Raw genomic sequence first — 26,902 nt, 5'->3', positions numbered from 1 at the left:
GCGCTGTTTACTCCTCGGCCTGATGGTCCTCGTCCGCCTCTGCCGGAGAGGTATCGGCATTGGACTGGTACCAGCCACTCAATGTCTGAGCCAGCTTCTCGACGCCGATATTGGTCAGGGAGGAGAAGGCCTCAACCTGGATCTGCGGACCCAGTTCAGCCACCGCCTGGCGGACCTTGATCACCTGATTGTTGCGGGGGCCCGGGCTCAGCTTGTCGGCCTTGGTCAGCAGCAGCATCACCGGCAGCTCACGGTGCGAACTCCACTCCAGCATGTTCATGTCGGTCTCTTTGAGCGGGTGGCGAATGTCCATCAGGATGACCAGCCCCTTCAAGGACTCCCGGCGTTGCAGATATTCCGCCAGGGATTTTTGCCACTTGAGCTTCATTTCCAGTGGGACTTGCGCATAACCGTAGCCTGGCAGGTCGACCAGGCGTTTGCCCGGCTCCAGCTCGAACAGGTTGATCAGCTGGGTGCGACCCGGTGTCTTACTGGTACGCGCCAGGTTCTTGTGCTTGGTCAAGGTATTCAATGCAGAGGATTTGCCCGCGTTGGAACGCCCGGCAAACGCAATCTCGACACCCCCATCATGTGGCAGGTGGCGGATGTCGGGTGCGCTGGTCACAAAATGCACCTTATTGAAATTCAGAGTTTGTGTATCCAACGTAAATTCCCCATAGAGAGAGAGGGTTATAGAGTTACTTTTTTGTGAAATCGTGTAAAATGGCGTCGCTTAAACGCGTTTATTTTAACATGCCTTCGGCGGCATGGGATCTGGAAGCCTAATAACGAGAAAGTTGGAACGCCATGAAGAACCTAGTCATTACACTTGCTCTGATGGTTGGCGTAACTGGGATGGCACAAGCCAAGGGCGATGCCGCTGCGGGACAAACCAAGGCTGCCGTCTGTGCGGCCTGTCATGGACCGGACGGCAACAGCCCAGTCGACATGTATCCCAAGATTGCTGGTCAGCACGCATCATATATCAAAAAACAATTAGTTGAACTGAAGGCTGCCGCTTCCGGCCAAACTGGCCGGATTGCGCCTGTCATGGGCCCCATGGCGCTGCCGCTGTCCGATCAGGACATGGACGACCTGGCCGCCTACTTCTCCAGCCAGAAGGTCAGCCCGATCGCTGTGCCCGACGAGGTGGTCGCCGCAGGCAAGGCACTCTATATGGGCGGGGACATGAGCCGCGGTCTGGCCGCCTGCACTGCCTGTCATGGGCCGCGCGGTTCCGGCGTCGAACAGGCCAAGTACCCCAGCCTGTCGGGGCAGCATCCGGCCTATATCAAGGCTCAGCTGGTCGCTTTCCGCTCGGCGAACCGCGACAATGACCCCAACGGCATGATGCGCGATGTGGCCAAGAAGCTGACGGATCAGGATATCGAGGCGCTCTCCAAATATGTGGCAGGGCTGCACTGATAATATTCGGAGTCTATCATCTTGAAAAAGCAGGGAACCACAGGGTTCCCTGTTCTTTTTCTGACTTTTTGCTCACTTCATCAAAGTTGCCAACATTGTTGTAAGAGATCTTCCATTTCCATGGTTGGAAGAGGCTGAAAAAATCTTGTGATTTGACTGCATTATATCTATTTATCAGTCAGTTAATCGTAAAAGTGACACTTATCTTTATTTGGAAGAGTCTATGGTAGATTGAACCATCAGGTGAAGTTGTTACATTGTGCACATGGATTGAACGGGCGGACGGGATGCAACCTGCCGCCGGTGCGACAGGATGTCGACTCAGGGCATGCAGGTGATGAGCGAGGCATGCAAAGACCAGGATGGTGACCGCCAGGGATGAGCGGGGTTGCGGGAAGCAGCCACCCCAGTGGGAGGCAGGATGCCACCAGTACGGGTTAGACAAGCACACGCACATTCAGGATCGGCCAATAAGGGTCAGGAAGACCCAACGACAGGATGCGCAGCGGTACGCCCAGGGACAAGGCGGTGAGACTCCAGGGATCGGGACTCGCATGACAGGAACAAGGCAGCTTCGGCTGCCTTTTTTCTATTGGGTCATTAACCCGCCAAGGCATTCTGTGTCAAAATACCAGCAACATGCCCAGAGGATGCCGATCCTGCGGTGTTCAGCGACCCAAGATGGTCGAATTGGTGCGGGATCCCACTCTTGTTCCAGATTTACTGTTCCCCGCCTCAGCATTCTCCCCGGACGACACGCTCCGGGGGTTTTCAATCCAGATATTTGTCGGAGTCATTCATGTCGGCCAAACAACCCACCCGCAAGCCTACCGGCAAGCGCAAAGAATCAGATGCCAGTGCCCAGGAAGGTCGTGAGCGCAAGCGCGCCGCCAAGCGCAAGGGCTTGAAGGCGGGCTCCCGCCAGCAGGTCGAACAGGCAGGCAAGAAGAGTGGCACCAAGCAAGCCAAGGATCCGCGCATCGGTTCCCGCAAGCCCGTCGCCCTCATCGTGGATGAGAAGAGCAGCAAGCCGGTGGCGCCCAAGGCCGTCAAAGAGAAGAAGCTGGTGATGACGCCCGAGCAGGAACTGGCCTCCATCGAGAACGATGATCGCCTGAATGACCTGCTGGATCGTCTCGATGCCGGTGAAACCCTGGACGCGTCCGAGCAGGCCTGGGTCGACCAGCGTGTCGATCGTTATCAGGCGCTGATGGACGAGCTCGGCATCATAGACACCGACGAAGATGAAGACGGTGACTTCGACGACGTCGAGTATGAGGAATCGAGCGAGCCGGCCTCCGAGGAAGAGCTGTGGGAGCGCTTCACCCAGGTGGACTATCAGCCCGAGCCCAAACCCGAGCCGAAGAAAAAGTGATGAGTGGATGGATGCTGGCCGCCCTGTTGGGCGGCCTGATTTTGCTGGGGCTGGCTGTCTATGCCGGCACTCTGCTGGCCCGCCTCAAGCGCCAGCACGACGGTCAGCAGCAAGCCATTGCCGCGCGCAACGAGCGCATTCTCGAGAGCGTCAGGGTCATCGCCCACGCGGTGCGGGATGGCCAGTGTGACTACTCCGAAGGCGCCATCCGGCTGACCAACCTGCTGGATGCCTTGCAGATCAAGGGGGGACGCGCCTTTGCCAGCGAGTTCCCCGGTCTGTACGGCCTCTATGACAAGGTCAAGGAGATGCCGACCCACGAGGCGCGGCGTGCCCTCAAGCGCAATGAAGTGATGAAGATGGATCTCGAACGCAGTGGCTACGAGGCCGAGCTGGAGGCGCAGATCCTCCAGGATGTCGCCAGGCTGAAGGATTTCCGGTTAAGCCGCTGAACGGATAACAAAGAAAGGGGAAGCAAGCGTGCAAGCAGAACAGATTGTGTGGGATCAGGCCCTGATCGAGAAATATAACTACAGTGGCCCGCGATATACCTCCTATCCCACAGCCCTTGAGTTCAACGAGAGTTTCGGCTATCCGGACTTCGTCCAGGCCGCGGGGCAGTATCCGGCCCGCAATCTGTCCCTCTACGTGCACATCCCTTTCTGCCACAAGCTCTGCTATTACTGCGGCTGCAACAAGGTGATCACCCGTCACCAGCACAAAGCCGATCAGTACCTCGATTACCTCGAGCGTGAAATCAAGGCGCAGGCCCCCCTGTTCAAGCACCGTCTGGTGACCCAGCTGCACTGGGGGGGCGGTACCCCCACCTATCTGAATGAACCCCAGACTCGCCGCCTGATGGCCATGCTGCGAGAGCATTTCCATTTCGCCGGGGAGGGGGAGATCAGCATAGAGGTGGATCCGCGCGAGATCGAACTCTCCATGCTGGACGTGTTGCGGGAGCTCGGTTTCAACCGCATCAGTCTCGGCGTGCAGGACTTCAACAAGGCGGTCCAGGTCGCGGTTAACCGCGAGCAGGACAACGACTTCATCCGCGCCATGCTGGAGCGTGCCCGCGAGCTGGGATTCCGTTCCACCAACCTGGATCTCATCTACGGCCTGCCGCACCAGAACCGGGAGAGCTTCCATCACACCCTGGAGGAGGTGCTCAAGACCGACCCGGCCCGCCTCTCCATCTTCAACTATGCCCACCTGCCGAGCCGCTTCGCCGCCCAGCACAAGCTGAAAGAGGCGGACATGCCGGCGCCCCGGGAGAAGCTGGCCATGCTGCAGGACACCATCGCCTTCCTCACCGGCCGGGGCTATCAGTTCATCGGCATGGACCACTTCGCCAAGCCGGACGACGAGCTGGCGGTGGCCCAGCGCGAGGGCAAGCTGCACCGCAACTTCCAGGGCTATACCACCCAGGGAGATTGCGATCTGCTGGGGCTGGGGGTCTCTTCCATCAGCATGATCGGCGATGCCTATTCCCAGAACCAGAAAGAGCTCAAGGCCTACTACGCCCAGGTGGAGACCCTTGGTCACGCCCAGTGGAAGGGGTGCTCCCTCAACCGGGATGACCTGATCCGCCGCGAGGTGATCAAGCGCCTCATCTGCGACTTCTCCCTGAACTTCGCCGCCGTCGAACAGGCCCACGGCCTGGTGTTCAAGGAGTACTTTGCCGAGGATCTCAAACTGCTGCAGACCTTCGTCGACGACGGTCTGGTGCGCATGACGGATGAGGGGCTGGAGGTGGTCTCCACCGGCCAGCTGCTGATCCGCAACATCTGCATGTGCTTCGACGTCTACCTGCGCAGCAAGGCGCGCCAGCAGCAGTTCTCCCGGGTGATCTAAGCCGGTCGATGTCGTTGGAAAATAAAAAAACCGCCTCTCGGCGGTTTTTTTATTGGGCGGGTCGGGATTTAGCGGCGGGCGGCGCGGGCGCTCAGCTCGGCCTTCTCGCCATCGCTCAGGAAGGCCAGGGTCAGGCCGTTCTGCTGGGCGGTGCGGATCTCGCCTGGCGTCATGCCGGCGGCCGGTGCGGCCACCTCGTACTCGTGGGGAAGGTCAATGCCTTCGACTGCGGGATCGTCGGTATTGAGGCAGGCCAGCACACCGGCGGCCAGGAACTGGCGGATGGGGTGCTCGGCGAGGTTCGCCACCGTGGTGGTCTGCAGGTTGGAGGTGAGGCAGGACTCGATGCCGATGCGGTGCTCTGCCAGATAGGCCATCAGAGCAGGGTCCTGGATCGCCTTGACGCCGTGACCGATGCGCTCGGCACCGAGATCGCGAATGGCCTGCCACATGCTCTCCGGGCCGGCCGCCTCACCGGCGTGCACCGTCACGCGCATTCCCGCATCTCGCACCCGGCGGAAGTGGTCGGTGAAGAGCTCCCCCGGGAAGCCCAGCTCGTCGCCGGCCAGATCGATGGCAACCAGTTTGTCGCGCAGGGCCAGGCAGGCGTCCAGCTCGGTGCGGCACTGCTCGGTGCCGAAGGTGCGGCTCATGATGCCGATGAGGTTGGTCTTGATGCCGAAGTCGCGGCTGCCGGCGGCCACGCCGTCAACGATGGCTTCCACCACGCCCTGGGGGTGCAGCTTGTGGGTCATCGCCATATAGGCCGGGCTGAAGCGCAGCTCCGCATAGTCGATGCCGGCACGCAGCAGATCTTCCACGTTCTCGTAGGCCACCCGGCGGCAGGCGTCGTAGTCGGCCAGCACGGCCACGCCCCAGTCCAGTTTCTTCAGGAAGGCAACCAGACTCGGCTCGTTCTCGACGATCTGCACGTGGGGGCGCAGGGTCTCCAGCTCATCGGCCGGCAGCTGGACGTTGTGCTGACGCCCCAGCTCGAGAATGGTCTGCGGGCGGATATTGCCGTCCAGATGGCGATGCAGGTCGGTCAGGGGGAGGGATCTGTCAATCATGGGGCACCTTCTGCGAGTCGGGTTGGAAAGCCTGCCATTCTAGGCGGGACGCCTGAAAAAGATACCCCGTTTGCAGGCAAACGGGGTCGGATTGGTCAGGCTTTCCCTCAAGGCGTGATGGGAATCGTTTTTCCCGAAGGCTCAGGGAATGTCGAGCTCCTTGAGCTTGCGGGTCAGGGTATTGCGGCCCCAGCCGAGCAGGCGGGCGGCCTCCTGCTTGTGACCGTGGGTGTGATCCAGGGCCGTCTCCAGCATGATCCGTTCGAACTGGGGCATGGCATCCGCCAGGATGTCGGTCTCGCCCAGGGCCAGCTTGGCGGCCACCCAGTCCTGCAACTGCTGCTGCCAGCCGCCGGTCAGGGCGGGCTGACCCGGCTCCGCCGTGCTGGTGATGGGCGTCAGCAGCTCGGTGGGCAGGTCGCTCACCAGCACCTCCTGGCCCGAGGCCATCACCGTCAACCAGCGGCAGACGTTCTCCAGCTGGCGCACGTTGCCCGGCCAGGGCAGGCGGCTGATGTAGGCCTGGGTATCCGGGTGCAGACTCTTGGCTTCCACGTTGAGTTCCTTGGCGGCGCGCAGCAGGAAGTGCTGGGCGAGCTGGGGGATGTCTTCCCGCCGCTCCTTGAGGGCGGGGATATGGATGCGGATGACGTTGAGGCGGTGGAACAGGTCTTCCCGAAACTCGCCGTCGGCGACCCGTTTTTCCAGATTCTGGTGGGTGGCGGCGATGATCCGCACGTCCACCTGCACCGGCTGGTGGCCGCCGACCCGGTAGAACTGGCCGTCCGCCAGCACCCGCAGCAACCGGGTCTGCACGTCCAGCGGCATGTCGCCTATCTCGTCGAGAAACAGGGTGCCGCCGTCGGCCTGCTCGAAGCGGCCGTGGCGGATGTTGTTGGCGCCGGTGAAGGCTCCCTTCTCGTGGCCGAATAGCTCGGATTCGATGAGATCCTTGGGGATGGCCGCCATGTTGAGGGCGATGAAGTTCTTGTGGGCCCGGGGGCTGTGCTTGTGCAGGGCGTGGGCGACCAGCTCCTTGCCAGTGCCGCTCTGGCCGTTGATCAGCACCGAGATGCTGGAGCGCGACAGCCGGCCGATGGCGCGGAATACCTCCTGCATGGCGGGGGCTTCACCGATGATCTCCGGCGTGGTGGTGGCCTCCTGCTGGCGTGCCTTGCGCTTGGTGCGCTGCTCCTTGAGGTGGTTCTCGGCACGGCGCACCAGGCTGACCGCTTCGTCGATGTCGAACGGCTTGGGCAGGTATTCGAAGGCGCCGCGCTGGTAGGCGTTGACCGCGGAGTCGAGGTCCGAGTGCGCCGTCATGATGATGATGGGCAGATCGGCCTGGCGGCGGTGGATCTGCTCCAGCAGGCTCAGGCCGTCGATGCCCGGCATGCGGATGTCCGAGAGGATCACGTCCGGCGAACGCACCTCCAGGGAGCTCAGCAGGGCTTCGCCGTCGGCGAAGCTCTCGCATTCGAAGCCTTCGCTGCCAAGGGTGCGCTCCAGAACCCAGCGGATAGAACTGTCGTCATCGACGATCCACACTTTTGCTGTCATGAGGTTCCCTTACTTGCGAAGTGGTAGATAGATGGTGAATTCGGTATGGCCGGGCCAGCTGATGCAGTCGATGCGCCCCTTGTGCTGATCGATCAGATTCTGGGCGATGGAGAGGCCGAGGCCGGTCCCCCCCTCCTTGCCGGTGATCATGGGATAGAAGAGGGTGTCGCGAATGGCGTCGGGAATGCCGGGGCCGTTGTCGATGATCTTGATCTCGGCCGCCAGGCGGTAGCGCTGGCCGTGGATGGTGATCTGGAAGGCGGTGCGGGTCTTGATGCGGATAAGCCCGGCCTGATCCCCGAGGGCCTCGGCGGCATTGCGCACTATGTTGAGAAACGCCTGCTGCAGCTGATCCGATTCCATCTCGAATTCGGGAATGCTGGGATCGTAGTCCCGTTCGATGCGGATCTGGGGCGGCAGCTCCAGATCCACCAAGCGGCGCACCTGTTCCAGCACGGAGTGGACGTTGTGCATCTGGTGACGCCCGGGCCGCTGGGGGCCGAGCAGGCGATCGACCAGCACCCGCAGGCGATCCGCCTGCTCGATGATGATGCCGGTGTATTCGCGCAGGGCCGGATCCGGCAGCTCCTTCTGCAGCAGCTGGGCCGCCCCGCGCAGGCCGCCGAGGGGATTCTTGATCTCGTGGGCCAGGCCGCGCACCAGCTCCTTCGCCGCCTGTTGCTGGGCGTGCTGCTGCAACTCCTGGCTGATCTTCTTCTGCTGATCGATCTTGCGCAGCTCCACCACCATCAATCGCTGCTCGTGATCGGCCATGGGACTGACGCTGATCTCCACCAGCCTGGGCTCCCCCTCCACCACCAGGGTGACTTCGCTGTCGGTGAAGCCCTGCCCCGAAATGAGGCACTGCTTGAAGCGCTGCAGGTCGAGGGAGATGTGCTCCAGCAGGTGGGGCAGCTCGATCCCGATGAGTCGCCGCTCACTGAGGGAAAGCAGCTGTTCTGCCGCCGGGTTGACGAATTGAATGCAGAGCCGCTCATCCATCAGGATGACGGCGGTCAGCAGGTTGTCCAAGAGTGTCTTGGCGTGATCCATGCGGGTTGGCACAGGTTTCTCCCTAAAACGGTGCTGCACACCTGATATGCACCAATATAGTGCATCAAGTTTACCCGCATCGGTGCGTCACATCACCCTAATCGGCCTTGGGGGTGGCCTTGGGAGCCTGATTCACGGTCGCTCTGTGCAGGTAAAAGGTGGCTGGTTTAGATTTAGCAAGGATCGTACCGTCTTTGGCGAGCAGCTCGAGACGCGCCTCGTAGGCACCGCGATCGAGGTTTTCCACCCGGATGGCCAGGCTGTTGTGGACTATGGGGACCGCTTTGCCGTTCAGCAGCAGGCGCACGTCGTATTGCGCCGGGGGTTGGGGAGAGACCTGACCCTGGAAGACGATGTTGCCGGTGTTGTCCCTCAGGGTGCTGCCCGGTTCGGGGGAGAGCAGCTCGATCTCCAGGGGGGCGGCCTCCAGGGCCTTCCTGGCGTCGACGCCGGTCAGGCTGTTGAAATCCTCGACCTGGACCGAGTGGGGGGAAGTGCCGATGAGGGGCGAGACCCGCATGTCCACTTCCTTCGCGTTCTTGCCCGGGGGAGGGGCATCGGTGTAGTGGGTCACCCCCTGGGGGTCGACCCAGGAGTAGACTCTGGCCGCTTGAGCGGTGCAGGCGGCCATCAGCAAGAGGCTCAGCATCCAGGGTGCAGTGTTCATCCATCTCTCCTTGACGGGGTTCACCTTAATCCTATCAGAGAAAAAACCATCGGGCCGACAGTCGGTTGTCTGATGACAGCCGTGCTGTCAGGTGGGGATGGCCCCGCCGGGGGACTGCGAGCATCCCGATGGTTTTCCACCTCCTGAATGAAAAAACCCGCCAGATGGCGGGTTTGTCACTAGGATGCGGATTAGACGGAGTAGTACAGCTCGAACTCCAGCGGGTGCGGAGTCATGCGGACGCGGTCTACGTCGTGCTGCTTCAGCTCCAGGTAGGAGTTGATGAAGTCGTCGCTGAACACGCCACCACGGGTCAGGAACTCGCGGTCTGCGTCCAGGGCGGCCAGCGCCTCGTCCAGGGAACCGGCAACGGTCGGTACTTCGGCAGCCTCTTCCGGCGGCAGGTCGTACAGGTTCTTGTCCATGGCATCGCCCGGATGGATCTTGTTGATGATGCCGTCCAGGCCGGCCATCAGCTGAGCTGCGAAGGCCAGGTAGGGGTTGGCAGCCGGATCCGGGAAGCGTACTTCGATGCGGCGGGCTTTCGGGCTCGGCACAACCGGAATGCGGATGGACGCGGAGCGGTTGCGGGCGGAGTAGGCCAGCATGACCGGGGCTTCATAGCCCGGCACCAGACGCTTGTAGGAGTTGGTGGTCGGGTTGGCGAAGGCGTTGATGGCCTTGGCGTGCTTGATGATGCCGCCGATGTAGTGCAGTGCCATCTCGGACAGACCGCCGTACAGGTCGCCTGCGAACAGGTTGACGCCGTCTTTGGCCAGGGACTGGTGGCAGTGCATGCCGGAGCCGTTGTCACCGAACATGGGTTTCGGCATGAAGGTGACGGTCTTGTTGTAGGCGTGGGCCACGTTGTGGATCACGTACTTCAGAACCTGGACTTCGTCAGCCTTCAGGGTGAGGGTGTTGAAGCGGGTCGCGATCTCGTTCTGACCGGCGGTCGCCACTTCGTGGTGGTGAGCCTCGACGACCTGGCCCATCTCTTCCAGCACCAGACACATGGCGGCACGGATGTCCTGGGAGGAGTCAACCGGTGCAACCGGGAAGTAGCCGCCCTTGACGAAGGGACGGTGACCCTTGTTGCCGTGCTCGTATTCGGTACCCGAGTTCCAGGCAGCTTCTTCGGATTCGATCTTCACGAAGCTGTGGCCCATGGTGTTGGAGAAGGTGATGTTGTCGAACATGAAGAATTCCGGCTCCGGCCCGAACAGCACGGTGTCGGCGATGCCGCTGGACTTCAGGAAGTCTTCGGCGCGCTTGGCGATGGAGCGCGGGTCGCGGTCGTAGCCCTGCATGGTGGCAGGTTCCAGCACGTCACAGACGATGTTCAGGGTGGTCTCTTCGGTGAAGGGATCCAGCTTGGCGGAGGCCGCATCCGGCATCAGCACCATGTCAGACTCGTTGATGCCCTTCCAGCCGCCGATGGAGGAGCCATCGAACATCTTGCCGTCTTCGAAGAAGTCTTCGTCGACCTGGTGGGCAGGGATGGATACATGCTGCTCTTTACCCTTGGTGTCGGTAAAACGCAGATCAACAAACTTGACTTCGTGTTCCTGGATCAGGGCCAAAACGTTCTGGGCTGACATGCTAAGTAACCTCCGGTGTTAAAACTCTTTGGGTGAATGCGTCGTCGTATTCACATAAGCCAGTATCGTGCCAAGTTTGTGACAGCTTGATTTCAGGGCACTTGCACCGTTTCAGGCTGTCGGGACACCCGTTCTCAAGCCGGTTGCTGCATTAAAGTGGTGCAACCTTGGATCGTTTTGGTGCACCAGGATGGTGCGCCAGCGTATCCAGGCCATCTAAGCAGGCTTTTGACCCGGGGTCCATGATCCCGATCCCCTGTCGTGCGCGAATGTGTTGCAATTCTGCTAGGCAGATCACAAAGGCGAGAGTACAATTAGCGCCCAATTTTACCCGGTGATTTGAGGCGAGAATGTTAGAGAATTTACGCAATATTGCGATTATTGCGCACGTTGACCACGGCAAGACGACGCTGGTTGATAAGCTGCTGCAGCAATCCGGCACCCTGGATCGCACCAGCGAAGGTCAGGAACGGATCATGGACTCCAATGATCTGGAACGGGAACGTGGCATCACCATTCTCGCCAAGAACACCGCGATCCGCTGGAACGACTACCGCATCAACATCGTGGATACCCCGGGTCACGCCGACTTCGGTGGTGAAGTTGAGCGCGTGCTCTCCATGGTTGACTCCGTGCTGCTGCTGGTTGACGCCGTTGACGGCCCGATGCCGCAAACCCGTTTCGTGACCCAGAAGGCATTCGCCCAGGGTCTGAAGCCCATCGTGGTCATCAACAAGATCGACCGTCCGGGTGCGCGTCCTGACTGGGTAATGGATCAGGTCTTCGATCTGTTCGACAACCTGGGTGCCACCGATGAGCAACTGGACTTCAAGGTTGTTTACGCCTCTGCACTGAACGGTTGGGCCACCCTGGACCAAGACGTACCGTCCGACAACATGGAACCCCTGTTCCAGGCCATCGTCGACAACGTCGAAGCCCCTGCTGCGGATACCGAAGGCGGTTTCCAGATGCAGATCTCCCAGCTGGACTACAACTCCTATGTTGGCGTCATCGGCATCGGCCGTATCACCCGTGGTCGCGTCAAGACCAACCAGCAGGTCACCATCGTTGGTGCCAACGGCAAGAACCGTACCGGCAAGGTCGGTCAGGTGCTGGGTTACCTGGGTCTGTCCCGTACCGAAGTGGCCGACGCGCAAGCGGGCGACATCATCGCCATCACCGGTCTGGGCGAGCTGAAGATCTCCGACACCATCTGTGACAACGGTGCCGTCGAGGCGCTGCCGCCGCTCTCCGTTGACGAGCCGACCGTGAACATGACCTTCCAGGTCAACACCTCTCCGTTCGCCGGCAAAGAGGGCAAGTTCGTCACCTCCCGCAACATCCTGGAGCGTCTGAACCAGGAGCTGGTCCACAACGTGGCCCTGCGCGTGGAAGAGACCGATGATCCGGACAAGTTCCGCGTCTCCGGCCGTGGTGAGCTGCACCTCTCCATTCTGATCGAAAACATGCGTCGCGAAGGTTACGAGCTGGCGGTATCCCGTCCGGAAGTGATCCTGCGCACCGTGAATGGCGAACTGCAAGAACCGTTCGAAACCGTCACTGTCGACGTGGAAGAAGCGCACCAGGGTTCCGTCATGGAGCAACTGGGTCTGCGCAAGGGCGAAATGACCAACATGACCCCGGATGGCAAGGGTCGTGTCCGCCTCGACTTCATGATCCCGAGCCGTGGCCTGATCGGCTTCCAGACCGAGTTCATGACCCTGACCTCGGGTACCGGCCTGCTGTACCACACCTTCGACCACTACGGTCCGCACAAGGGTGGCAGCATCGGTGAGCGCCAGAACGGCGTGCTGATCTCCAACGCCACCGGCAAGGCCCTGACCTATGCCCTGTTCGGTCTGCAAGACCGCGGTCGTCTGTTCATCGGTCACGCGACCGAGGTGTACGAAGGCCAGGTGATCGGTATCCACTCCCGCTCCAACGATCTGACCGTGAACTGCCTGAAGGGCAAACAGCTGACCAACATGCGTGCCTCCGGTACCGACGAAGCCCAGGTGCTGACTCCGCCGATCCGCATGTCTCTGGAGCAGGCCCTGGAGTTCATCGACAACGACGAGCTGGTGGAAGTGACGCCGAAGAGCATCCGTATCCGCAAGAAGCTGCTGACCGAGCTGGATCGCAAGCGCGCCGGTCGTGCTTGAGCCGCTGCATCAGCGATAGAAGGAGGCCTGCGGGCCTCTTTTTTTATGGCCAAAAGGCGGGAACAGGGCTTCCCCCCGCTTGGGCTGGACTTCCCCGGCAGGTGCTCGGGTGGTCAAATGGCCACCCTATCTGACACAATGTCTGCATGACGACGCTTACGAGAATCAAGATGCAGCAGCAGATCCGTGGCCGCCTGGCCCACTTCCTCTCCTTCTTGCGCCACGATGGTGCCCACTTCGCCCAGTTCGTCTGGGGCCGCTTCCAGCAGGACAGGTTGACGGTCACCGCGGGCTACCTGGCCTATGTCACCCTGCTCTCCCTGGTGCCCATGATCGCCGTGGTGTTCGGCATGATGTCGGCCTTTCCGGTGTTCCAGAGCCTGAAGCAGGGGATGGAGCAGTTCGTTTACCACAACTTCGTGCCCACCGCCGGGGAGATGCTCAAGGAGTACATCGACGGCTTCGTGGCCAACGCCACCAACACCACGGCGGTCGGCATCGGCGCCCTGATCGTGGTGGCGCTCATGCTCATCTCGGCCATCGACAAGAACCTCAACTACATCTGGCGCTCGACCCGGAGCCGGCCCCTGGCCCAGGCGTTCGCCATGTACTGGATGATCCTGACCCTGGGCCCCGTGCTCATCGGTGCCAGCCTCGCCATCTCCTCCTATATCCTCTCCCTCAAGCTGTTCGCCGCGGACAGCCTGTTCGGCATCGGTTACCTGCTGCTGCGCAGCCTGCCGTTCCTCTTCTCCGTGCTCACCTTCCTGCTGATCTATACCGTGGTGCCGAACTGCCGGGTGCGGCTGACCCACGCCTTCATCGGCGCCCTGGTGGCGGCCTCCCTGTTCGAGCTGGCCAAACGTGGCTTCGCCATCTACATCACCAACTTCCCCTCCTACCAGGCCATCTATGGTGCCCTGGCAACCATCCCCATCCTGTTCGTCTGGGTGTATCTGAGCTGGCTGGTGGTGTTGCTGGGGGCCGAGACCACCGCCTGCCTCGGTGAATACGAGAAGCCGGGCGCAGAGGAGCTGGGCTGACCCCATCGCTTATTGCTAACATCTACGACCGCCTTCGGGCGGTCGTGCGTTTCTGACAAGACAAAGGAGTTGCGGGTGATTGCACTGATTCAGCGGGTCAGCGAGGCCAGCGTGACGGTAGAAGGAGAGGTGACCGGGGCCATAGGCCAGGGTCTGCTGGTGCTGCTCGGGGTGGAGCAGGGGGATGACGAGGCCAAGGCCGACAAGCTGCTGCACAAGGTGAGCGGTTATCGCATCTTTTCCGACGAGCAGGGCAAGATGAACCTCAACGTAGGACAGGTTGGGGGCAGCCTGCTGGTGGTCTCCCAGTTCACCCTGGCGGCGGACACCCAGAAGGGGATGAGGCCCAGCTTCTCCGGCGGGGCGCACCCGAGCGAGGCCGAGCGGCTCTACGACTACTTCGTGGCCCGGGCCAGGGAAGGGGGCGTACCGACCGAGACCGGCCGCTTCGCCGCCGACATGAAGGTGAGGCTGCTTAACGACGGGCCCGTGACCTTCTGGCTGCAGGTCTAGGGCCAATACTGACGGCTCGCAGATCGGCGTTACGCCTGCTGGCGGGTGGCGTGCAGGATCACGTTGCGATAGCCGGGCACCCCGTGGGCCGTGGTGGGGCCTATCCACTCCCGCGCCAGTTTCAGCGCCTGGTCCTGCTCCAGTCGGGTGCGGGGCAGCAGGTTGACGATGAGAGTGCCGCACAGGCGCTGGGCCAGCGCCCGATAGAGCGGGGTCTGGAACAGCAGCAGGGGGTTGCCGTCCTGGCTGAACAGGTCCAGCAGCACCAGATCGTACTGCTCCCGGCTTTCCAGCAGGAAGTGCAGTGCATCGGCATGGTGCAGCCGTGGTGTGCCTCCCGTCGGGGGCAGGAAAAACTGCTGGAACAGGGTGAGGATCTCGTCGTCCAGATCCACGCAGTCATGGCGAGCCTCGGGCCAGCGTGCCGCCAGATGGCGGGTGAGATCCCCCCCGCCCAGCCCCAGCTCCAGGATCCGGCCTGCCCGCTCCGGCAGGCGTTCGGCGATGCTCCGCTGATGGGGCAGGCAGAGGTGCGATGGTTGGCTGAGGCTCATGGCGGATTGCACCACGCCGTCCAGTTCCAGCCAGCGATGGCGGGCATTTTCCAGGACACAGAGGCGACGTGCGGGTTTGACACTGAGGTGCAACAAGTGATCGGCTTGGTACGCTTGTAGATTGAAGTCCATGAATTTGCACGGCAAGATGGCTTTCGACCAGTGTAACTCAAGGATGTCGCTATGTACCGGGTGGTCACCCCCCAAACGCCAGCGGAGCTGGATGCCTATTGTCAGTTGCGCTGGGCGGCATTGGTGCGAAAGCCCTTCAATCTGTCCGTCGGCGCACACTCAAGGATCGCCTTATGTATCGGGTAGTCATTCCTCAAACAGCAGCCGAGCTGGATGCCTATTGTCAGTTGCGCTGGGAGGCATTGGTGCGCAAGCCCTTCAATCTGTCCGTCGGCGCTAACTCAAGGATCGCCTTATGTATCGGGTAGTCACTCCTCAAACGCCAGCGGAGCTGGATGCCTATTGTCAGTTGCGCTGGGAGGCATGGGTGCGCAAGCCCTTCAATCTGTCCGTCGGCGCACACTCAAGGATCGTCTTATGTATCGGGTAGTCACTCCTCAAACAGCAGCCGAGCTGGATGCCTATTACCAGTTGCGCTGGGAACTTCTGCGCAAGCCCTTCAACCTGCCCGTGGGCTCCGAGCGTGACGAATACGACAGCGTTGCCATTCACCGGCTGATGCTCACCGAGGATGGCACCCCCATCGCCGTGGGCCGGCTCTTCGTCGGTGGCGACGAGGCCCAGATCCGCTTCATGGCGCTGCGCCCCGAGTACCGCGGTCAGGGGCTGGGAGCCCGCATGGTGGAGGATCTAGAGCAGCTGGCCCGCGACGAGAAGGTGAAGCGGCTGGTGATGAACGCCCGCCAGGAGGCGGTGGAGTTCTATCGCAAGTGCGGATTTCTCGAAGTGGGGGAAGGCCCTGTCTCCTTCGGCCGCATTCCCCACCGCCAGATGATCAAGTCCCTGAGCCCGCTGCAGACCATCCAGTATCGCCCGGAGTGGTGCCAGGACCTCACCACCCGCTGGTCGCGGGGCATTCCCATCAGCGAGAAGATGGGGGTGCACATCACCCACTACGACGGCCAGACCTTCCACCTCAAGGCGAACCTGGCGGCCAACCTCAACGTTCACGACACCATGTTCGCCGGCAGCATCTACAGCCAGTGCGTGCTGGCGGGCTGGGGCCTCATCTGGTTGCAGCTCAAGGAAGCCGGCCTGGGGGGCGATACCGTGTTGGCCGAGGGCAACATCAAATACTACAGACCCGTGAGCGAGGAGCCTGAGGCCAGGGTGGCCCGGGAGGGGATGCCTGCCGTGCTCGAACCGCTGAGGAGCGGGGAGTCCGCCAAGTTCAGCCTGCGGGTCCAGCTGTTCAGCGGTCGCAAGCTGGCGGTGGAATTCGTCGGCCAGTACGTGGTGCTGCCCATCAAGCGCGGCGGGCGCTGATCCCGCGCGCGCTCTACCACAAGGCCTCATCGCGAGGCCTTGTTCGTTATTGGGATGCGGTGGTGGGGGCCGGTGCCTGCGGTCGCCAGAGCGGGCCGCTGCGCCCCTGTGCCGGGTAGCGCACGCCAGCCTCCCAGCCGCAGGCCTCCTGCCCGGTAGGGAACTGCCACTCCAGGCCGGGATCCGCGAGGGGGCCGCGCCAGCGGGCCAGCAGTTCGGCGCAGCGCCGCTTGTTCAGGACCCCGAGGTCCAGCTGCCACTGGTCGGCGGCCAGGTCGACCCCCCCTTGCAGCGCCAGCAGGTGGGTGATGGTGGAGGCGCCGCCTCGCTCGATCCGCACCTTGCCCTGCTCCGCCCTGGCGTCCAGCCTGATGTGATAGAAGGGGGTGTCTCCCCGTTGCATCGCCTGCCACAGCGCCTGCGGCGTCAGGGCGGGGGGGGCCTGCTCCTTGAACCAGGCATCCAGCAGGGGATCGATGCCGACCTTGTCCCAGAAGGGATCCCTGCTCTCCAGGCTCAGGCTGCCCTGGAGAGTCCGGCGCCATTTGGCTACCTCCTCGTCGGGTTGCCCGTTGAGGTCGGCCTGCAGCTGTGCCGCCAGATCCACCTTGCCCGCGAGCGACACAGGGGCGTGCAGCAGCTTGCCCCACAGCTCCAGATCCAGCTGCTTGCCCTGCAGTTGCAGGCGGCTCTCCTGGCCGGGCGCCTTGCCCCACTGGCCATTGAGGCTGAGAGAACCCTCGTCCGGCAGGCTGCTGGTCAGCTTGTTGAGCTGCCAGGTGCCGGGGGTCAGCTCGCCACCCAGCTCGCCGTTGCGGGCGCTGAGGCCGCCCCACACCAGCTCGAACCACTTGCTCTCGACCCTGGCTCGCCCCAGCAGGGGAGCCGGCTGATTGCCCCGCAGGGCGAGGTCGTTCAGATAGAACTGCCAGCCGGTCAGGGAGAGGGGCAGGGCATCGTCGAAGGAGAGTACCTTGAGCCTGTCGAAGGCCAGCTTGCGCACGTCGATCTGCTGCGGCCGCCAGCCCTGCCAATCCTGCCACCAACCATCCGGCAGGCTGATGTCCATGCCGCTCAGCGTCAGCTCCTTGAGTGTCAGCTTCTGCTGCTGGGGATCGAGGGCGAGATCCAGGCTGAACTCCCCCTCATAGGCCTTGCCCCTCAGCTCGGCATCGAGCTGTCGGGGCGAGAAGGCGAGCTTGCCCTCGATGGCCTCCAGCTGAAACAGGCCTCGCCCCAGATCCCCCAGGGTGCCGGCGAGATAACCGCTCGGACGACTGCCCGCCTGCCAGTCGAAGGCGGTGAGCTGGCCGTTGAAGTTGTTGAGGGAGAGTTCCTGCTCGATGGCATTGATGCTGACCTGGGCAAGCTGGCCCCTGTCCAGGGTGATGCGGTTCAGGGGGAACTCACCCGGCGGGATGTCACCGAGCTCGACTCGCATGGCGCTTGCCTTGAGATCGTGCAGTTGCAGGCTGCGCTCTGGCCAGTTCAGCACCATGCCGGTTTCGAGCAGGCCGTCGAACAGGTTGGCGCTCAGCCTGTCCGTGCTCAGCACCTGCCCCTCCAGTCGCCCCTTGAGGCTGAGACGGGCCAGGGTGAACCTGGGCGTCTCCAGCTGGTTGATGCCCAGGGTCAGGTTGACCTGGGGCTGGCGTCTCGGATCGATCAGCTCCCAATCGCTCAGGGTGGCGCTCAGGCCGCGTAGGGTCAGGGCCTCGCTCTGCAGGTTCAGGTTGTCTATGGTGCTGTCGGCGATGGTGAGGGAGTGTACCGGCAGCGTCGGCAACTGGTTCGGGAGTGGCAGCTTGATGGCGGGACGGATGAGGTCCAGGTGGGCGATGCGCACGTCCCGGTTCAGCCAGTCGATGCTCTCCACCTCCAGATAGATCTTCTCCAGCTGCACCGCATCCCCGTAGCGCACCTGCTCCGCCAGCAGGGTGTAGGGGTGCAGGGGATTGAACACCAGCCGGCCTATGCTGACAGGCACGCCGGTCTGCCGGCTGAGCCAGTCGGCGATGGGCCCCTTGGCGCGTTCGGCGTCGAACAGACCGAGACCGACCCAGACGAAGAGCAGCAGGAAGGCGAGGGTGTAGAGCAGGCCGCGCAGCCAGGAATTCATAAGCGCTTTCCTCCTGTATTGGTTGAGTGATCAGGCGTTGGCAGCGTGATCCCGCAGGTCAGGCATTGGAGTAGTGGTCTCGCAGGCCCAGCCAGCGGCGGATCAGCGGATCGACGTGCCCCAGGTGTCTATCCATCAGGCAATGTGACCATCTTCTGCATCGGCCTTGGTCAAGCATTGGAGTAGTGATCCCGCAGGCCCAGCCAGCGGCGGATCAAGGGCTCGACATGCGCCGGGTGCTTGTCCATCAGGAAGCGTGCCATCTTCTGCACCTGGGGGATGAGCGGCTGGTCGCGCACCAGGTCGGCGATCTTGAGGTCGGCGAGGCCGGTCTGGCGGGTACCCAGCAATTCCCCCGGACCGCGCAGCTCCAGATCCCGCTGGGCGATCAGGAAGCCGTCGTTGGTCTCCCGCAGCACCCCGAGCCGGCTCTGGGCCGTCTTGGAGAGCGGCGCGTGGTAGAGCAGCACGCAGTGGGAGGCCACGGACCCCCGCCCGACCCGGCCGCGCAGCTGATGCAGCTGGGCCAGCCCCAGCCGCTCCGGGTTCTCGATGATCATCAGGCTGGCATTGGGCACATCCACCCCCACCTCGATGACAGTGGTGGCGACCAGCAGTTGCAGTATGCCCGCCTTGAACTCCTCCATCACCCGCTGTTTCTCGACGGGGCGCATCCGGCCGTGCACCAGGCCGATGTGCAGGCCGGGCAGCAGGGTTTGCAGCTCGGCGGCGGTGTCCTCGGCGGCCTGGCACTCCAGCACCTCGGACTCCTCGATCAGGGTACAGACCCAGTAGGCCTGCTTGCCCTCCTCGCAGGCAAGCCTGACCCGTTCGATCACGTCTCCCCGGCGACTGTCCGGCAGGGCGACCGTGGTGATGGGGGTGCGCCCCGGCGGCAGCTCGTCGATGACCGAGGTGTCGAGGTCCGCATAGGCGGTCATCGCCAGGGTGCGGGGGATGGGGGTGGCGGTCATGATGAGCTGGTGGGGGTGGACGCCTTCACGCTCCCCCTTTTCCCGCAGGGCGAGGCGCTGGTGCACCCCGAACCTGTGCTGCTCGTCGATGATGACCAGGGCCAGGCGCTGGAACACCACCTGCTCCTGGAAGATGGCATGGGTACCCACCACCATCTTGACGCTGCCATCGGCGATGGCCGCCAGCGCCTCCTCCCGCGCCTTGCCCTTCTGCTTGCCCGCCAGCCAGCCGACCTGGATGCCGAGCGGCTCCAGCCACCTGGCGAAGTTGATGGCGTGCTGCTCGGCCAGCAGCTCGGTCGGGGCCATCAGCCCCACCTGGCAGCCGTTGCCGATGGCCTGCAGGGCGGCCAGTGCCGCGACCAGGGTCTTGCCGGAGCCCACATCCCCCTGCACCAGCCGCATCATGGGGTGGCTCTGCTGCAGATCCCTGGCTATCTCCGCCACCACCCGGTTCTGGGCGCCGGTGGGGGTGAACGGCAGGGCGCCGAGCAGCTGCGCCACCAGGGCGGGGGCCGGCTTGAGGGCGCGAGCGAGCTGGGTCTGTGCCTGGGCACGGACTTTCAGCACCGAGAGGTTGTGGGCCAGCAGCTCCTCCAGCACCAGCCGCTGCTGGGCCGGGTGCTGACCGCTCTCGAGCAGGGCCAGCGCCACCGAGGGAGGCGGGCGGTGCAGCAGTTTCAGGGCGGCGGCGAGATCGATCTGCTGGGGATAGAGGCCGGCGGGCAGCAGCTCTTCGACGCCATGGAGATCGAGCTGGGCCAGGGCCTGATCCGTGAGGCTGCGCAGGGTGAGCTGGCGCAGCCCCTCAGTGGTCGGGTAGACGGGGGTGAGGGCCTCTTCGGTCTGGCCGGCCTGCTCCTCGCCGAGCAGCTTGTACTCGGGGTGGGCCATCTCCAGTCCGTACTTACCGGGACGGGTCTCGCCGAAGCAGCGGATCAACCGGCCGGGGGCCAGGCTGTTTTTCTGGGCGGCGGTGAAGTTGAAGAAGCGCAGGGTCAGGCTGCCGGTGCCGTCGCCGATGCGGCAGACCAGCATGCGGCGGCGCCCCATCACCAGCTGGGTGTCCTGGATCTCGCCCTCGACCGCGCCGTGCAGGCCGGGCGGCAGATCGCCGATGGGCCACACCTGGGTGCGGTCCTCGTAGCGCAGGGGGAGGTGGAACAGCAGATCCTGCACCGTGGCCAGCCCGAGTCGCTCGAGCTTCTCCTGCATCTTGCTGCCGACACCCTTGAGGCTGTCGAGGGAGATTTTATCCAATTTCATCAATTAGATGCCCGGAAACACTGTAAATATGTCCAGATGATAGGGGCTGTTGCGGCCCCGATGCAAGCCGCGTTGTCGCCGGGGATGGCCGAATGTGACAAGGGCCTGCCGAACATGGCAGGCCCTTGTCACGAACGGGGAAGCGCTGTGTTCGGGTCAGATGATGCGCTTGAGCAGCAGGTGCGCCTTGACCCTGTGGATCCGGGCCAGCAGCTTGCGCACCTGATCCGGGTAGTCCTTGATCTGCTCTATCTGGTCGAAGTGGCTGATGCGGCGGGTATGGGCCAGGATGCAGTCGCGCTCCTGCTGGAAGCGCTCGCGCAGGTGGTGGTGCTGGTCGTGCACCAGCAGGCCGTTCTCCAGATCCAGCGCCCAGGCACGGGGATTGAGGTTGTTGCCGGTGAGCAGGGCCCACTCCTCGTCCACGAAGATCCCCTTGAGGTGATAGGAGTTTTTGTCGCAACACCAGAGCATGAGGTTGAGCCGGCCGTTGTCGATGTGGTGCTGGTTGCGTTCGGCAAACTTGCGCAGATTGGTCTCGTAGAGATAGGGCAGGCCGCCTATGGTGGAGAACTTCTCCTCCGGCGGGATGAAGAAGTCGTTGGCGGTCTTGTCGCCCACCACTATGGTCACCTTGCAGCCGCGTCTGAGCAGCCCTTCCACGTCCTTGTTCAACTCCTTGGGGGGGTTGAAGTAGGGGGTGCAGATGAAGATCTCCCGCTCGGTAGCCCGCACCAGGTTGCGGATCATCCGGTTGAGCTGGTTGCCTCGCTTGCCCAGGCCCACCATGGGGGTCACGGCGACCTCCCGGGCGTTGGCAGGGATGCTCTCGAAGCGGTACTGGCTGGTGCGCAGGCGCTGCTTGAAGCGGCGGATCTGCCCCTTGAGCTGCTTGGCGCCGGGGATGCCGGTGCGATCCAGCCGCTGGACGGCCTCGCTGCCGAGGAAGACGTCATCCACGTAGTTGACCATGCTGCGAGTCAGCGCCGGGCTGTGGATCTGGTGATAGCGATCGAAGCGGTAGCGCTCCTGCTGGTGCAGGTAGATGTCGTTGAGGCTGGCGCCGGAGTAGAGCAGGGTGTCGTCGAAGATGAAGCCCTTGAGGTGCAGTACCCCGAGCAGTTCGCGGCCCTTGACCGGCACGCCGTAGATCTCGATCTGGTGTTCGTGGCGGGCGGCCATGGCCTGGTACATCAGGTGGTTGCCCCCCTGCTTGCCCTTGCCGATCAGGCCGCGCTGGGCGCGGTGGAAGTCGACGAACACCTTGATGTCGAGGGCGGGGTTGCGCTGCTTGGCGGCATAGAGGGCGGAGAGGATCTCCCGTCCCGCCTCGTCATCCTGCAGATAGAGCGCGATCAGGTAGATGCGCTGGGTCGCATGGGCGATGAGCGACAGGATCCGGCTCTTGAAGTCCTTGGCGCTGCTGAGCACCTGAAACTGATCCGCGGCGACCGCGATCTGGGGTAAGCGGGTCAGCAACTGTCGATAATGTGCCGATGAATGCATAGAGAAGCCTGAAATCACGGGATGAAGCGTTCCACTCGGGGCGAAGAATAGGCAATTCTAGCAATCTGTGGCGATGGGCCCAAGCAAGAATCCGTAAAAAGTCGGTGCAGAGTCACATCGGGGCCGACGGATGCGGCCCCGATGTGTTCCCGTTACAGGATGGCGCTGGCCGTGGCCACGATGAGGAAGGCGATGGTGCCGAGCAGCGTCTCCATCACGGTCCAGGTCTTGAGGGTGGTCTTCTCGTCCATGTTCAGGAAGCGGCTGACCAGCCAGAAGCCGGAGTCGTTGAAGTGGGAGAGCACGGTCGCGCCCCCGGCGATGGCGATGACGATGAAGGTCAGATCCAGCTCGCTCAGGCCTGTGGTGGCGGCCACGGTCGGCGCCATCAGGGCGGCGGTGGTGGTCAGGGCCACGGTGGCGGAACCCTGGGCGACCCGCAGCGCGGCGGACACCAGGAAGGCCGCCAGGATCACCGGCATGCCGGTGTCGGAGAGCACGTCAGCCAGGGCGGCGCCGATGCCGCTCGCCCGCAGCACGCCGCCGAACATGCCGCCGGCACCGGTCACCAGGATGACGGCGCAGACCGGGGCCAGGGCGTCGTTGCAGAACTTCTCGAGCTGCACCTTGCCCTGGGTCTGGCGGAACAGCCAGAGGGCGTAGAGCACGGTGATGAGCAGGGCCACCGGCGTCTTGCCGACCATGCGCAGCACGTTGACCCAGTCGGCCCCCTTGTCGATGACGCCCATGACGCTCAGGGTGTTGAGGCCGGTATCCATGAAGATGAGCACCAGTGGCAGCAGCAGGATGGAGAGCACCTGGCCGAAGCTCGGCGCCTTGTCGGAGATCTGCTCGGCGCTGGCGGTGAAGCTCGGGGGCAGGGGCAGTTCAAACTTCTTGCCGGACCAGAGGCCGAACAGGTAGGCGCCCAGGTACCAGGTGGGCAGCGCGACCAGCAGGCCCACGACGGTGAGCAGGCCGATGTTGGCGCCCAGCAGTTCGCTGGCGGCCACCGGGCCCGGGTGGGGCGGCAGGAAGGCGTGCATCACCGCGAAGGCGCCGGCGGAGGGCAGGGCATACTTGAGGACGGAGCCGCCGAACTGCTTCGCCACGCTGAAGATGATGGGCAGCATGACGATGAGGCCGGCGTCGAAGAAGATCGGGAAGCCGAACAGCAGGGAGGCGATGCCGAGCGCGAAGGGGGCGCGGTGGGAGCCGAAGCGGTTGATCAGGGTATCGGCCAGTACCTTGGCGCCCCCCGTCATCTCCAGGATCCGGCCAATCATGGCGCCGAGGCCGACCAGCAGCGCGACCGAGGCCAGGGTGCCGCCGAAGCCGGTCAGCATGGTGGGGATCACCTGGTCATAGGTGACCCCGGTGGCCAGGGCCGTCAGCATGCTGACCAGGGTCAATGCCACGAAGGCATGTACCTTGAATCGCATGATCAGCACCAGCAGCATGACAATGGCTCCGCCCGCTACCGAGAGCAGGTAGGCGACATCGGGTGTGTTCATTGCTCCGTCCATAAAATTGTCCTCAAATGGTTCTAGTTGTTGTTCTGCACATTTCTGTGCTGCACTTCACATTGCGAAACGTTACCGGTAACATGTTACCGGTAACGTGGTAGCTTAGAACCCATCAAGCGAACGTTTTTTGAAAAGTGAGAGAGAGGTCAAATAATGGCGGGCAAGTGCATTATCGTGATGGGTGTGTGTGGCAGCGGCAAGTCCAGCATCGGCCTCAAGGTGGCCAATGCCCTGGGGGCCAAGTTCATCGACGGCGATGATCTGCACCCTCGCGCGAACATCCAGAAGATGGCAGCGGGCAACCCGCTCAACGACGAAGACAGGGCCCCCTGGCTGGAGCGGATCCGCGACGCGGCCTACAGCCTGGAGCGCAAGAACGAGCTCGGCGTCATCGTCTGCTCGGCCCTCAAGAAGCAGTACCGCGACCAGATCCGCGAGGGCAACGACTCGGTACACTTCCTGTTTCTGGATGGCAGCCAGTCCCTCATTCTCGAGCGGATGCGGGCACGGCAGGGCCACTTCATGCGCGAAGCCATGGTACAAAGCCAGTTTGATACCCTGGAGCGACCGGATGGCGAGCCCGGCGTGTTTCGCATCGATATCGACGGGACCTTCGAACAGGTGGTCGACCGTGCCGTCACCGCGCTGGCGCAGGCGCAATGAGCCATGTCGCGCGCCCGGTCACTGCCGAACGCGCCCGTATATAGAGTTGGAGAGATAGTTATGACCCATCCCGTGATCACCCTGGTGACCGACCGCATCCGCGAGCGCAGCACCGCCCGCCGTGCCCGCTTCCTGGCCCGCATCCAGCGCCAGGCCGAGCAGGGCAAGACCCGCGCCTCCCTCTCCTGCGGCAACCTGGCCCACGCCGTGGCGGCCTCGAGCTGTGACGAGAAGGGGCGCATCCTCGACATGACCCGCGCCAACGTCGGCATCGTCAGCGCCTACAACGACATGCTGAGCGCCCATCAGCCCTACCAGGGCTACCCGGACATCATCAAGGGCGCGCTGGCCGAGCTCGGCCACAGCGCCCAGGTCGCCGGCGGCGTGCCCGCCATGTGCGACGGTGTGACCCAGGGCCAGCCGGGGATGGACATGTCCCTCTTCTCCCGGGATCTCATCGCCCAGGCCACCGCGGTCTCCCTCTCCCACAACACCTTCGACGCCACCCTGCTGCTCGGCATCTGCGACAAGATTGCCCCGGGCCAGATCATGGGGGCGCTCTCCCACGCCCACCTGCCCACCGCCTTCGTGCCTGCCGGCCCCATGGCGAGCGGCATCAGCAACGACGAGAAGGTGAAGGTGCGCCAGCAGTACGCCGCCGGTGAAGTGGGCCGCGACGCCCTGCTCAAGATGGAGTGCGGCGCCTACCACGCGGCGGGCACCTGTACCTTCTACGGCACCGCCAACACCAACCAGCTGGTGTTCGAGGCCATGGGTCTGATGCTGCCGGGCTCCGCCTTCGTGCACCCCCACAGCGAGCTGCGCCGCGCCCTCACCGAGGAGGCGGCCCGCCGCATCAGCGCCATGATCCCGGGCTCCCCGGCCTATCGCCCCCTGAGTGCGGTGATCGATGAACGCGCCCTGGTCAACGGCCTGGTGGCCCTGCTCGCCTCCGGTGGCAGCACCAACCACAGCATCCACATGGTGGCGCTGGCCCGCGCCGCCGGGCTGGAGCTGACCTGGGACGACCTGAGCGATCTCTCTGACGTGGTGCCGCTCCTGGTGCGCATGTACCCGAACGGCCCGGCGGACGTCAACGCCTTCGAACAGGCGGGGGGCGTGCCCGGCCTGATGCGCCGTCTGGCCGAACAGGGGCTGATCCACATGGACGCCACCCCGGTCTTTGGCGAGATGCAGGACTACCTCAGCCGTCCGGCACTGGTGGATGGCAAGCTGGTGTGGCAGCCGGTGGGCGAGAGCGGCGATGCGAGTGTATTGTCCCCCTCCGGTAGCGTATTTCAGGCCACCGGCGGCACCAAGTTGCTGGCAGGCAACCTGGGCCGCGCCGTGGTCAAGGTCTCCGCCGTCGCCCCCGAGTATCGCGTCATCGAGGCCCCGGCCCGGGTCTTCTCCTCCCAGCATGCGGTGGAGGCAGCCTACAAGGCCGGTGAGCTGAACCAGGACGCCGTCATCGTGGTGCGCCACAACGGCCCGGCCGCCAACGGCATGCCGGAGCTGCACAAGCTGATGCCGGTGCTCGGCAACCTGCAGAAGGCGGGTCACAAGGTGGCGCTGGTCACCGATGGTCGCCTCTCCGGTGCCTCCGGCAAGATCCCGGCCGCCATCCACGTCACCCCGGAAGCGCTGCACGGTGGGGCCATCGGCCTGCTTGCCGATGGCGACCTGCTGCGGGTGGATGCCGAGTCCGGCCGCCTCGACTGCCTGACCGATTTGAGTGGCCGTACCCAGGCCGAGATCGACCTCACCCTGGAACAAGAGGGGTGGGGCCGTGAACTGTTCAGCGTGATGCGTCGCGCGGTATCGAGCGCCGAGTGCGGCGCCACCATCTTTGACTAAGGAAGAGCTATGCAGAACTGGAAAGTGACCCCGGCCGAGGTGTTTGCCGCCTCCCCCCTGGTACCCGTGATGGTCATCAATGAGCTGGAGCAGGCCCTGCCCATGGCCAAGGCCCTCTTGGACGGCGGCATCTCGGTGTTCGAGATCACCCTGCGCACCCCGGTCGCGCTGGACGCCATCGCCCTCATCGCCAAGGCGATGCCGGATGCCATGGTCGGTGCCGGTACCGTGCTCAACTGCGCGCAGTTTGACGCCGCCGTGGCCGCCGGTGCCCGCTTCGTCATCTCTCCGGGCATGACCCCGGCCCTGTTGGCCCACGCGGCCAACAGCACGGCGCCGCTGATCCCGGGGGTGGCGACGCCGTCCGAGGTGATGCAGGCGCTGGAAGCGGGCTACGACCACCTCAAGTTCTTCCCGGCCGAGGCGAACGGCGGCACCAAGGCGCTCTCCGCCATCGCCGCGCCGCTGCCCCAGGTGAAGTTCTGCCCCACCGGCGGTATAGGCCCGAAAAACGTGGCCGACTATCTGGCGCTCAAATGCGTGGCCACCGTCGGCGGCTCCTGGATGCTGCCGGCAGAGGCCGTCAAGAGCGGCAACTGGGACGAGGTGACCCGCCTCTCCCGGGAAGCGGTTGAATTGGTCAAGCGCTAAGCGAA

The 26,902-nt window shown here is 63.5% G+C and carries 22 protein-coding genes and 2 pseudogenes; 13 read left to right on the top strand and 11 right to left on the bottom strand.

Features of this window, described 5'->3' with window-relative positions:
- Positions 1-7: 7 nt before the first annotated feature.
- Positions 8-664 carry a ribosome biogenesis GTP-binding protein YihA/YsxC gene (gene yihA, locus R2B70_RS19045; RefSeq protein WP_042078381.1) on the bottom strand — a complete coding sequence of 219 codons (657 nt, stop codon included), beginning with the start codon at positions 662-664 and terminating at the stop codon, positions 8-10.
- Positions 665-807: 143 nt separating this feature from the next.
- Here yihA and R2B70_RS19040 point away from each other — a divergent pair, with 143 nt between their 5' ends.
- The 4 genes from R2B70_RS19040 to hemN all read left to right on the top strand — a co-directional run bounded on the left by R2B70_RS19040 (position 808) and on the right by hemN (position 4,654).
- Positions 808-1,425, top strand: a complete 618-nt coding sequence (locus R2B70_RS19040) for a c-type cytochrome (RefSeq protein ID WP_042078382.1) — start codon at positions 808-810, stop codon at positions 1,423-1,425.
- Between the two features lie 799 nt (positions 1,426-2,224).
- Positions 2,225-2,800, top strand: coding sequence for a Der GTPase-activating protein YihI (gene yihI, locus R2B70_RS19035; RefSeq protein WP_042078384.1), 576 nt, complete (start codon positions 2,225-2,227; stop codon positions 2,798-2,800).
- A gap of 11 nt (positions 2,801-2,811) precedes the next feature.
- Complete coding sequence (locus tag R2B70_RS19030; RefSeq protein WP_209794892.1) at positions 2,812-3,252, top strand: DUF2489 domain-containing protein; 441 nt, start codon at positions 2,812-2,814, stop codon at positions 3,250-3,252.
- Between the two features lie 28 nt (positions 3,253-3,280).
- On the top strand, positions 3,281-4,654 hold the full coding sequence (hemN, locus tag R2B70_RS19025; RefSeq protein ID WP_042078387.1) for an oxygen-independent coproporphyrinogen III oxidase: 1,374 nt from the start codon (positions 3,281-3,283) through the stop codon (positions 4,652-4,654).
- A gap of 68 nt (positions 4,655-4,722) precedes the next feature.
- Here the strand turns inward: hemN and add are convergent, their stop codons facing one another.
- The 5 genes from add to glnA all read right to left on the bottom strand — a co-directional run bounded on the left by add (position 4,723) and on the right by glnA (position 10,605).
- Complete coding sequence (add, locus tag R2B70_RS19020; protein WP_318162225.1) at positions 4,723-5,724, bottom strand: adenosine deaminase; 1,002 nt, start codon at positions 5,722-5,724, stop codon at positions 4,723-4,725.
- A gap of 141 nt (positions 5,725-5,865) precedes the next feature.
- Positions 5,866-7,284: a nitrogen regulation protein NR(I) gene (gene glnG / locus R2B70_RS19015; protein ID WP_042078390.1), complete on the bottom strand. Its 1,419-nt coding sequence runs from the start codon at positions 7,282-7,284 to the stop codon at positions 5,866-5,868.
- 9 nt (positions 7,285-7,293) lie between these two features.
- Positions 7,294-8,349 carry a nitrogen regulation protein NR(II) gene (glnL, locus tag R2B70_RS19010; RefSeq protein ID WP_042078391.1) on the bottom strand — a complete coding sequence of 352 codons (1,056 nt, stop codon included), beginning with the start codon at positions 8,347-8,349 and terminating at the stop codon, positions 7,294-7,296.
- 85 nt (positions 8,350-8,434) lie between these two features.
- Positions 8,435-9,004: a DUF4124 domain-containing protein gene (locus R2B70_RS19005; RefSeq protein ID WP_042078392.1), complete on the bottom strand. Its 570-nt coding sequence runs from the start codon at positions 9,002-9,004 to the stop codon at positions 8,435-8,437.
- A gap of 191 nt (positions 9,005-9,195) precedes the next feature.
- Positions 9,196-10,605 (bottom strand): glutamate--ammonia ligase, encoded by a 1,410-nt coding sequence (glnA, locus tag R2B70_RS19000; RefSeq protein ID WP_042078393.1) that lies wholly within the window; start codon positions 10,603-10,605, stop codon positions 9,196-9,198.
- Positions 10,606-10,955: 350 nt separating this feature from the next.
- Between glnA and typA the strand changes: the two genes are divergently transcribed.
- The 3 genes from typA to dtd all read left to right on the top strand — a co-directional run bounded on the left by typA (position 10,956) and on the right by dtd (position 14,323).
- A complete protein-coding gene (gene typA / locus R2B70_RS18995) occupies positions 10,956-12,767 on the top strand; it encodes a translational GTPase TypA (protein WP_318162224.1) in 1,812 nt (603 codons plus the stop codon).
- 170 nt (positions 12,768-12,937) lie between these two features.
- A complete protein-coding gene (locus tag R2B70_RS18990) occupies positions 12,938-13,810 on the top strand; it encodes a virulence factor BrkB family protein (protein ID WP_042078396.1) in 873 nt (290 codons plus the stop codon).
- Between the two features lie 75 nt (positions 13,811-13,885).
- Positions 13,886-14,323 (top strand): D-aminoacyl-tRNA deacylase, encoded by a 438-nt coding sequence (dtd, locus tag R2B70_RS18985; protein ID WP_042078397.1) that lies wholly within the window; start codon positions 13,886-13,888, stop codon positions 14,321-14,323.
- 29 nt (positions 14,324-14,352) lie between these two features.
- Here dtd and R2B70_RS18980 read toward each other — a convergent pair whose 3' ends face one another.
- Positions 14,353-15,009, bottom strand: coding sequence for a spermidine synthase (locus tag R2B70_RS18980; RefSeq protein WP_216991254.1), 657 nt, complete (start codon positions 15,007-15,009; stop codon positions 14,353-14,355).
- 51 nt (positions 15,010-15,060) lie between these two features.
- On the opposite strand from R2B70_RS18980, the pseudogene R2B70_RS18975 reads away from it, so the two are divergent.
- The 3 genes and pseudogenes from R2B70_RS18975 to R2B70_RS18965 form a co-directional block, all read left to right on the top strand.
- Positions 15,061-15,165: pseudogene (locus R2B70_RS18975) on the top strand (GNAT family N-acetyltransferase); the annotation flags it as partial.
- Positions 15,166-15,182: 17 nt separating this feature from the next.
- Positions 15,183-15,287, top strand: a pseudogene (locus tag R2B70_RS18970) (GNAT family N-acetyltransferase); the annotation flags it as partial.
- Between the two features lie 139 nt (positions 15,288-15,426).
- Entirely contained in the window at positions 15,427-16,335 is a 909-nt protein-coding gene (locus tag R2B70_RS18965) for a bifunctional GNAT family N-acetyltransferase/hotdog fold thioesterase (protein ID WP_042078399.1), read from the top strand.
- A gap of 46 nt (positions 16,336-16,381) precedes the next feature.
- On the opposite strand, the gene R2B70_RS18960 is transcribed toward R2B70_RS18965, so the two are convergent.
- From R2B70_RS18960 to R2B70_RS18945, 4 genes are all read right to left on the bottom strand, one after another.
- Complete coding sequence (locus R2B70_RS18960; RefSeq protein ID WP_318162223.1) at positions 16,382-18,454, bottom strand: AsmA-like C-terminal region-containing protein; 2,073 nt, start codon at positions 18,452-18,454, stop codon at positions 16,382-16,384.
- Between the two features lie 170 nt (positions 18,455-18,624).
- A complete protein-coding gene (gene recG, locus R2B70_RS18955) occupies positions 18,625-20,694 on the bottom strand; it encodes an ATP-dependent DNA helicase RecG (protein ID WP_318162222.1) in 2,070 nt (689 codons plus the stop codon).
- Between the two features lie 156 nt (positions 20,695-20,850).
- Positions 20,851-22,200: a CDP-diacylglycerol--serine O-phosphatidyltransferase gene (gene pssA / locus R2B70_RS18950; RefSeq protein WP_042078402.1), complete on the bottom strand. Its 1,350-nt coding sequence runs from the start codon at positions 22,198-22,200 to the stop codon at positions 20,851-20,853.
- 152 nt (positions 22,201-22,352) lie between these two features.
- A complete protein-coding gene (locus R2B70_RS18945) occupies positions 22,353-23,714 on the bottom strand; it encodes a GntP family permease (protein WP_318162221.1) in 1,362 nt (453 codons plus the stop codon).
- A 165-nt stretch (positions 23,715-23,879) separates the two neighbouring features.
- Here R2B70_RS18945 and R2B70_RS18940 point away from each other — a divergent pair, with 165 nt between their 5' ends.
- The 3 genes from R2B70_RS18940 to R2B70_RS18930 are packed head-to-tail and all read left to right on the top strand — an operon-like array spanning position 23,880 to position 26,897.
- Entirely contained in the window at positions 23,880-24,389 is a 510-nt protein-coding gene (locus R2B70_RS18940; protein ID WP_042078405.1) for a gluconokinase, read from the top strand.
- A gap of 60 nt (positions 24,390-24,449) precedes the next feature.
- Complete coding sequence (gene edd / locus R2B70_RS18935) at positions 24,450-26,246, top strand: phosphogluconate dehydratase (protein WP_318162220.1); 1,797 nt, start codon at positions 24,450-24,452, stop codon at positions 26,244-26,246.
- A gap of 9 nt (positions 26,247-26,255) precedes the next feature.
- Positions 26,256-26,897, top strand: a complete 642-nt coding sequence (locus R2B70_RS18930; protein ID WP_318162219.1) for a bifunctional 4-hydroxy-2-oxoglutarate aldolase/2-dehydro-3-deoxy-phosphogluconate aldolase — start codon at positions 26,256-26,258, stop codon at positions 26,895-26,897.
- Positions 26,898-26,902 lie beyond the last annotated feature (5 nt).

The organism is Aeromonas sp. XH, from assembly GCF_033348475.1.
Classification (GTDB): Bacteria; Pseudomonadota; Gammaproteobacteria; order Enterobacterales; family Aeromonadaceae; genus Aeromonas; species Aeromonas sanarellii.
The sequence above is the reverse complement of the archived record's forward strand: the minus strand, read 5'-3'. Positions and strand labels throughout refer to the sequence as shown.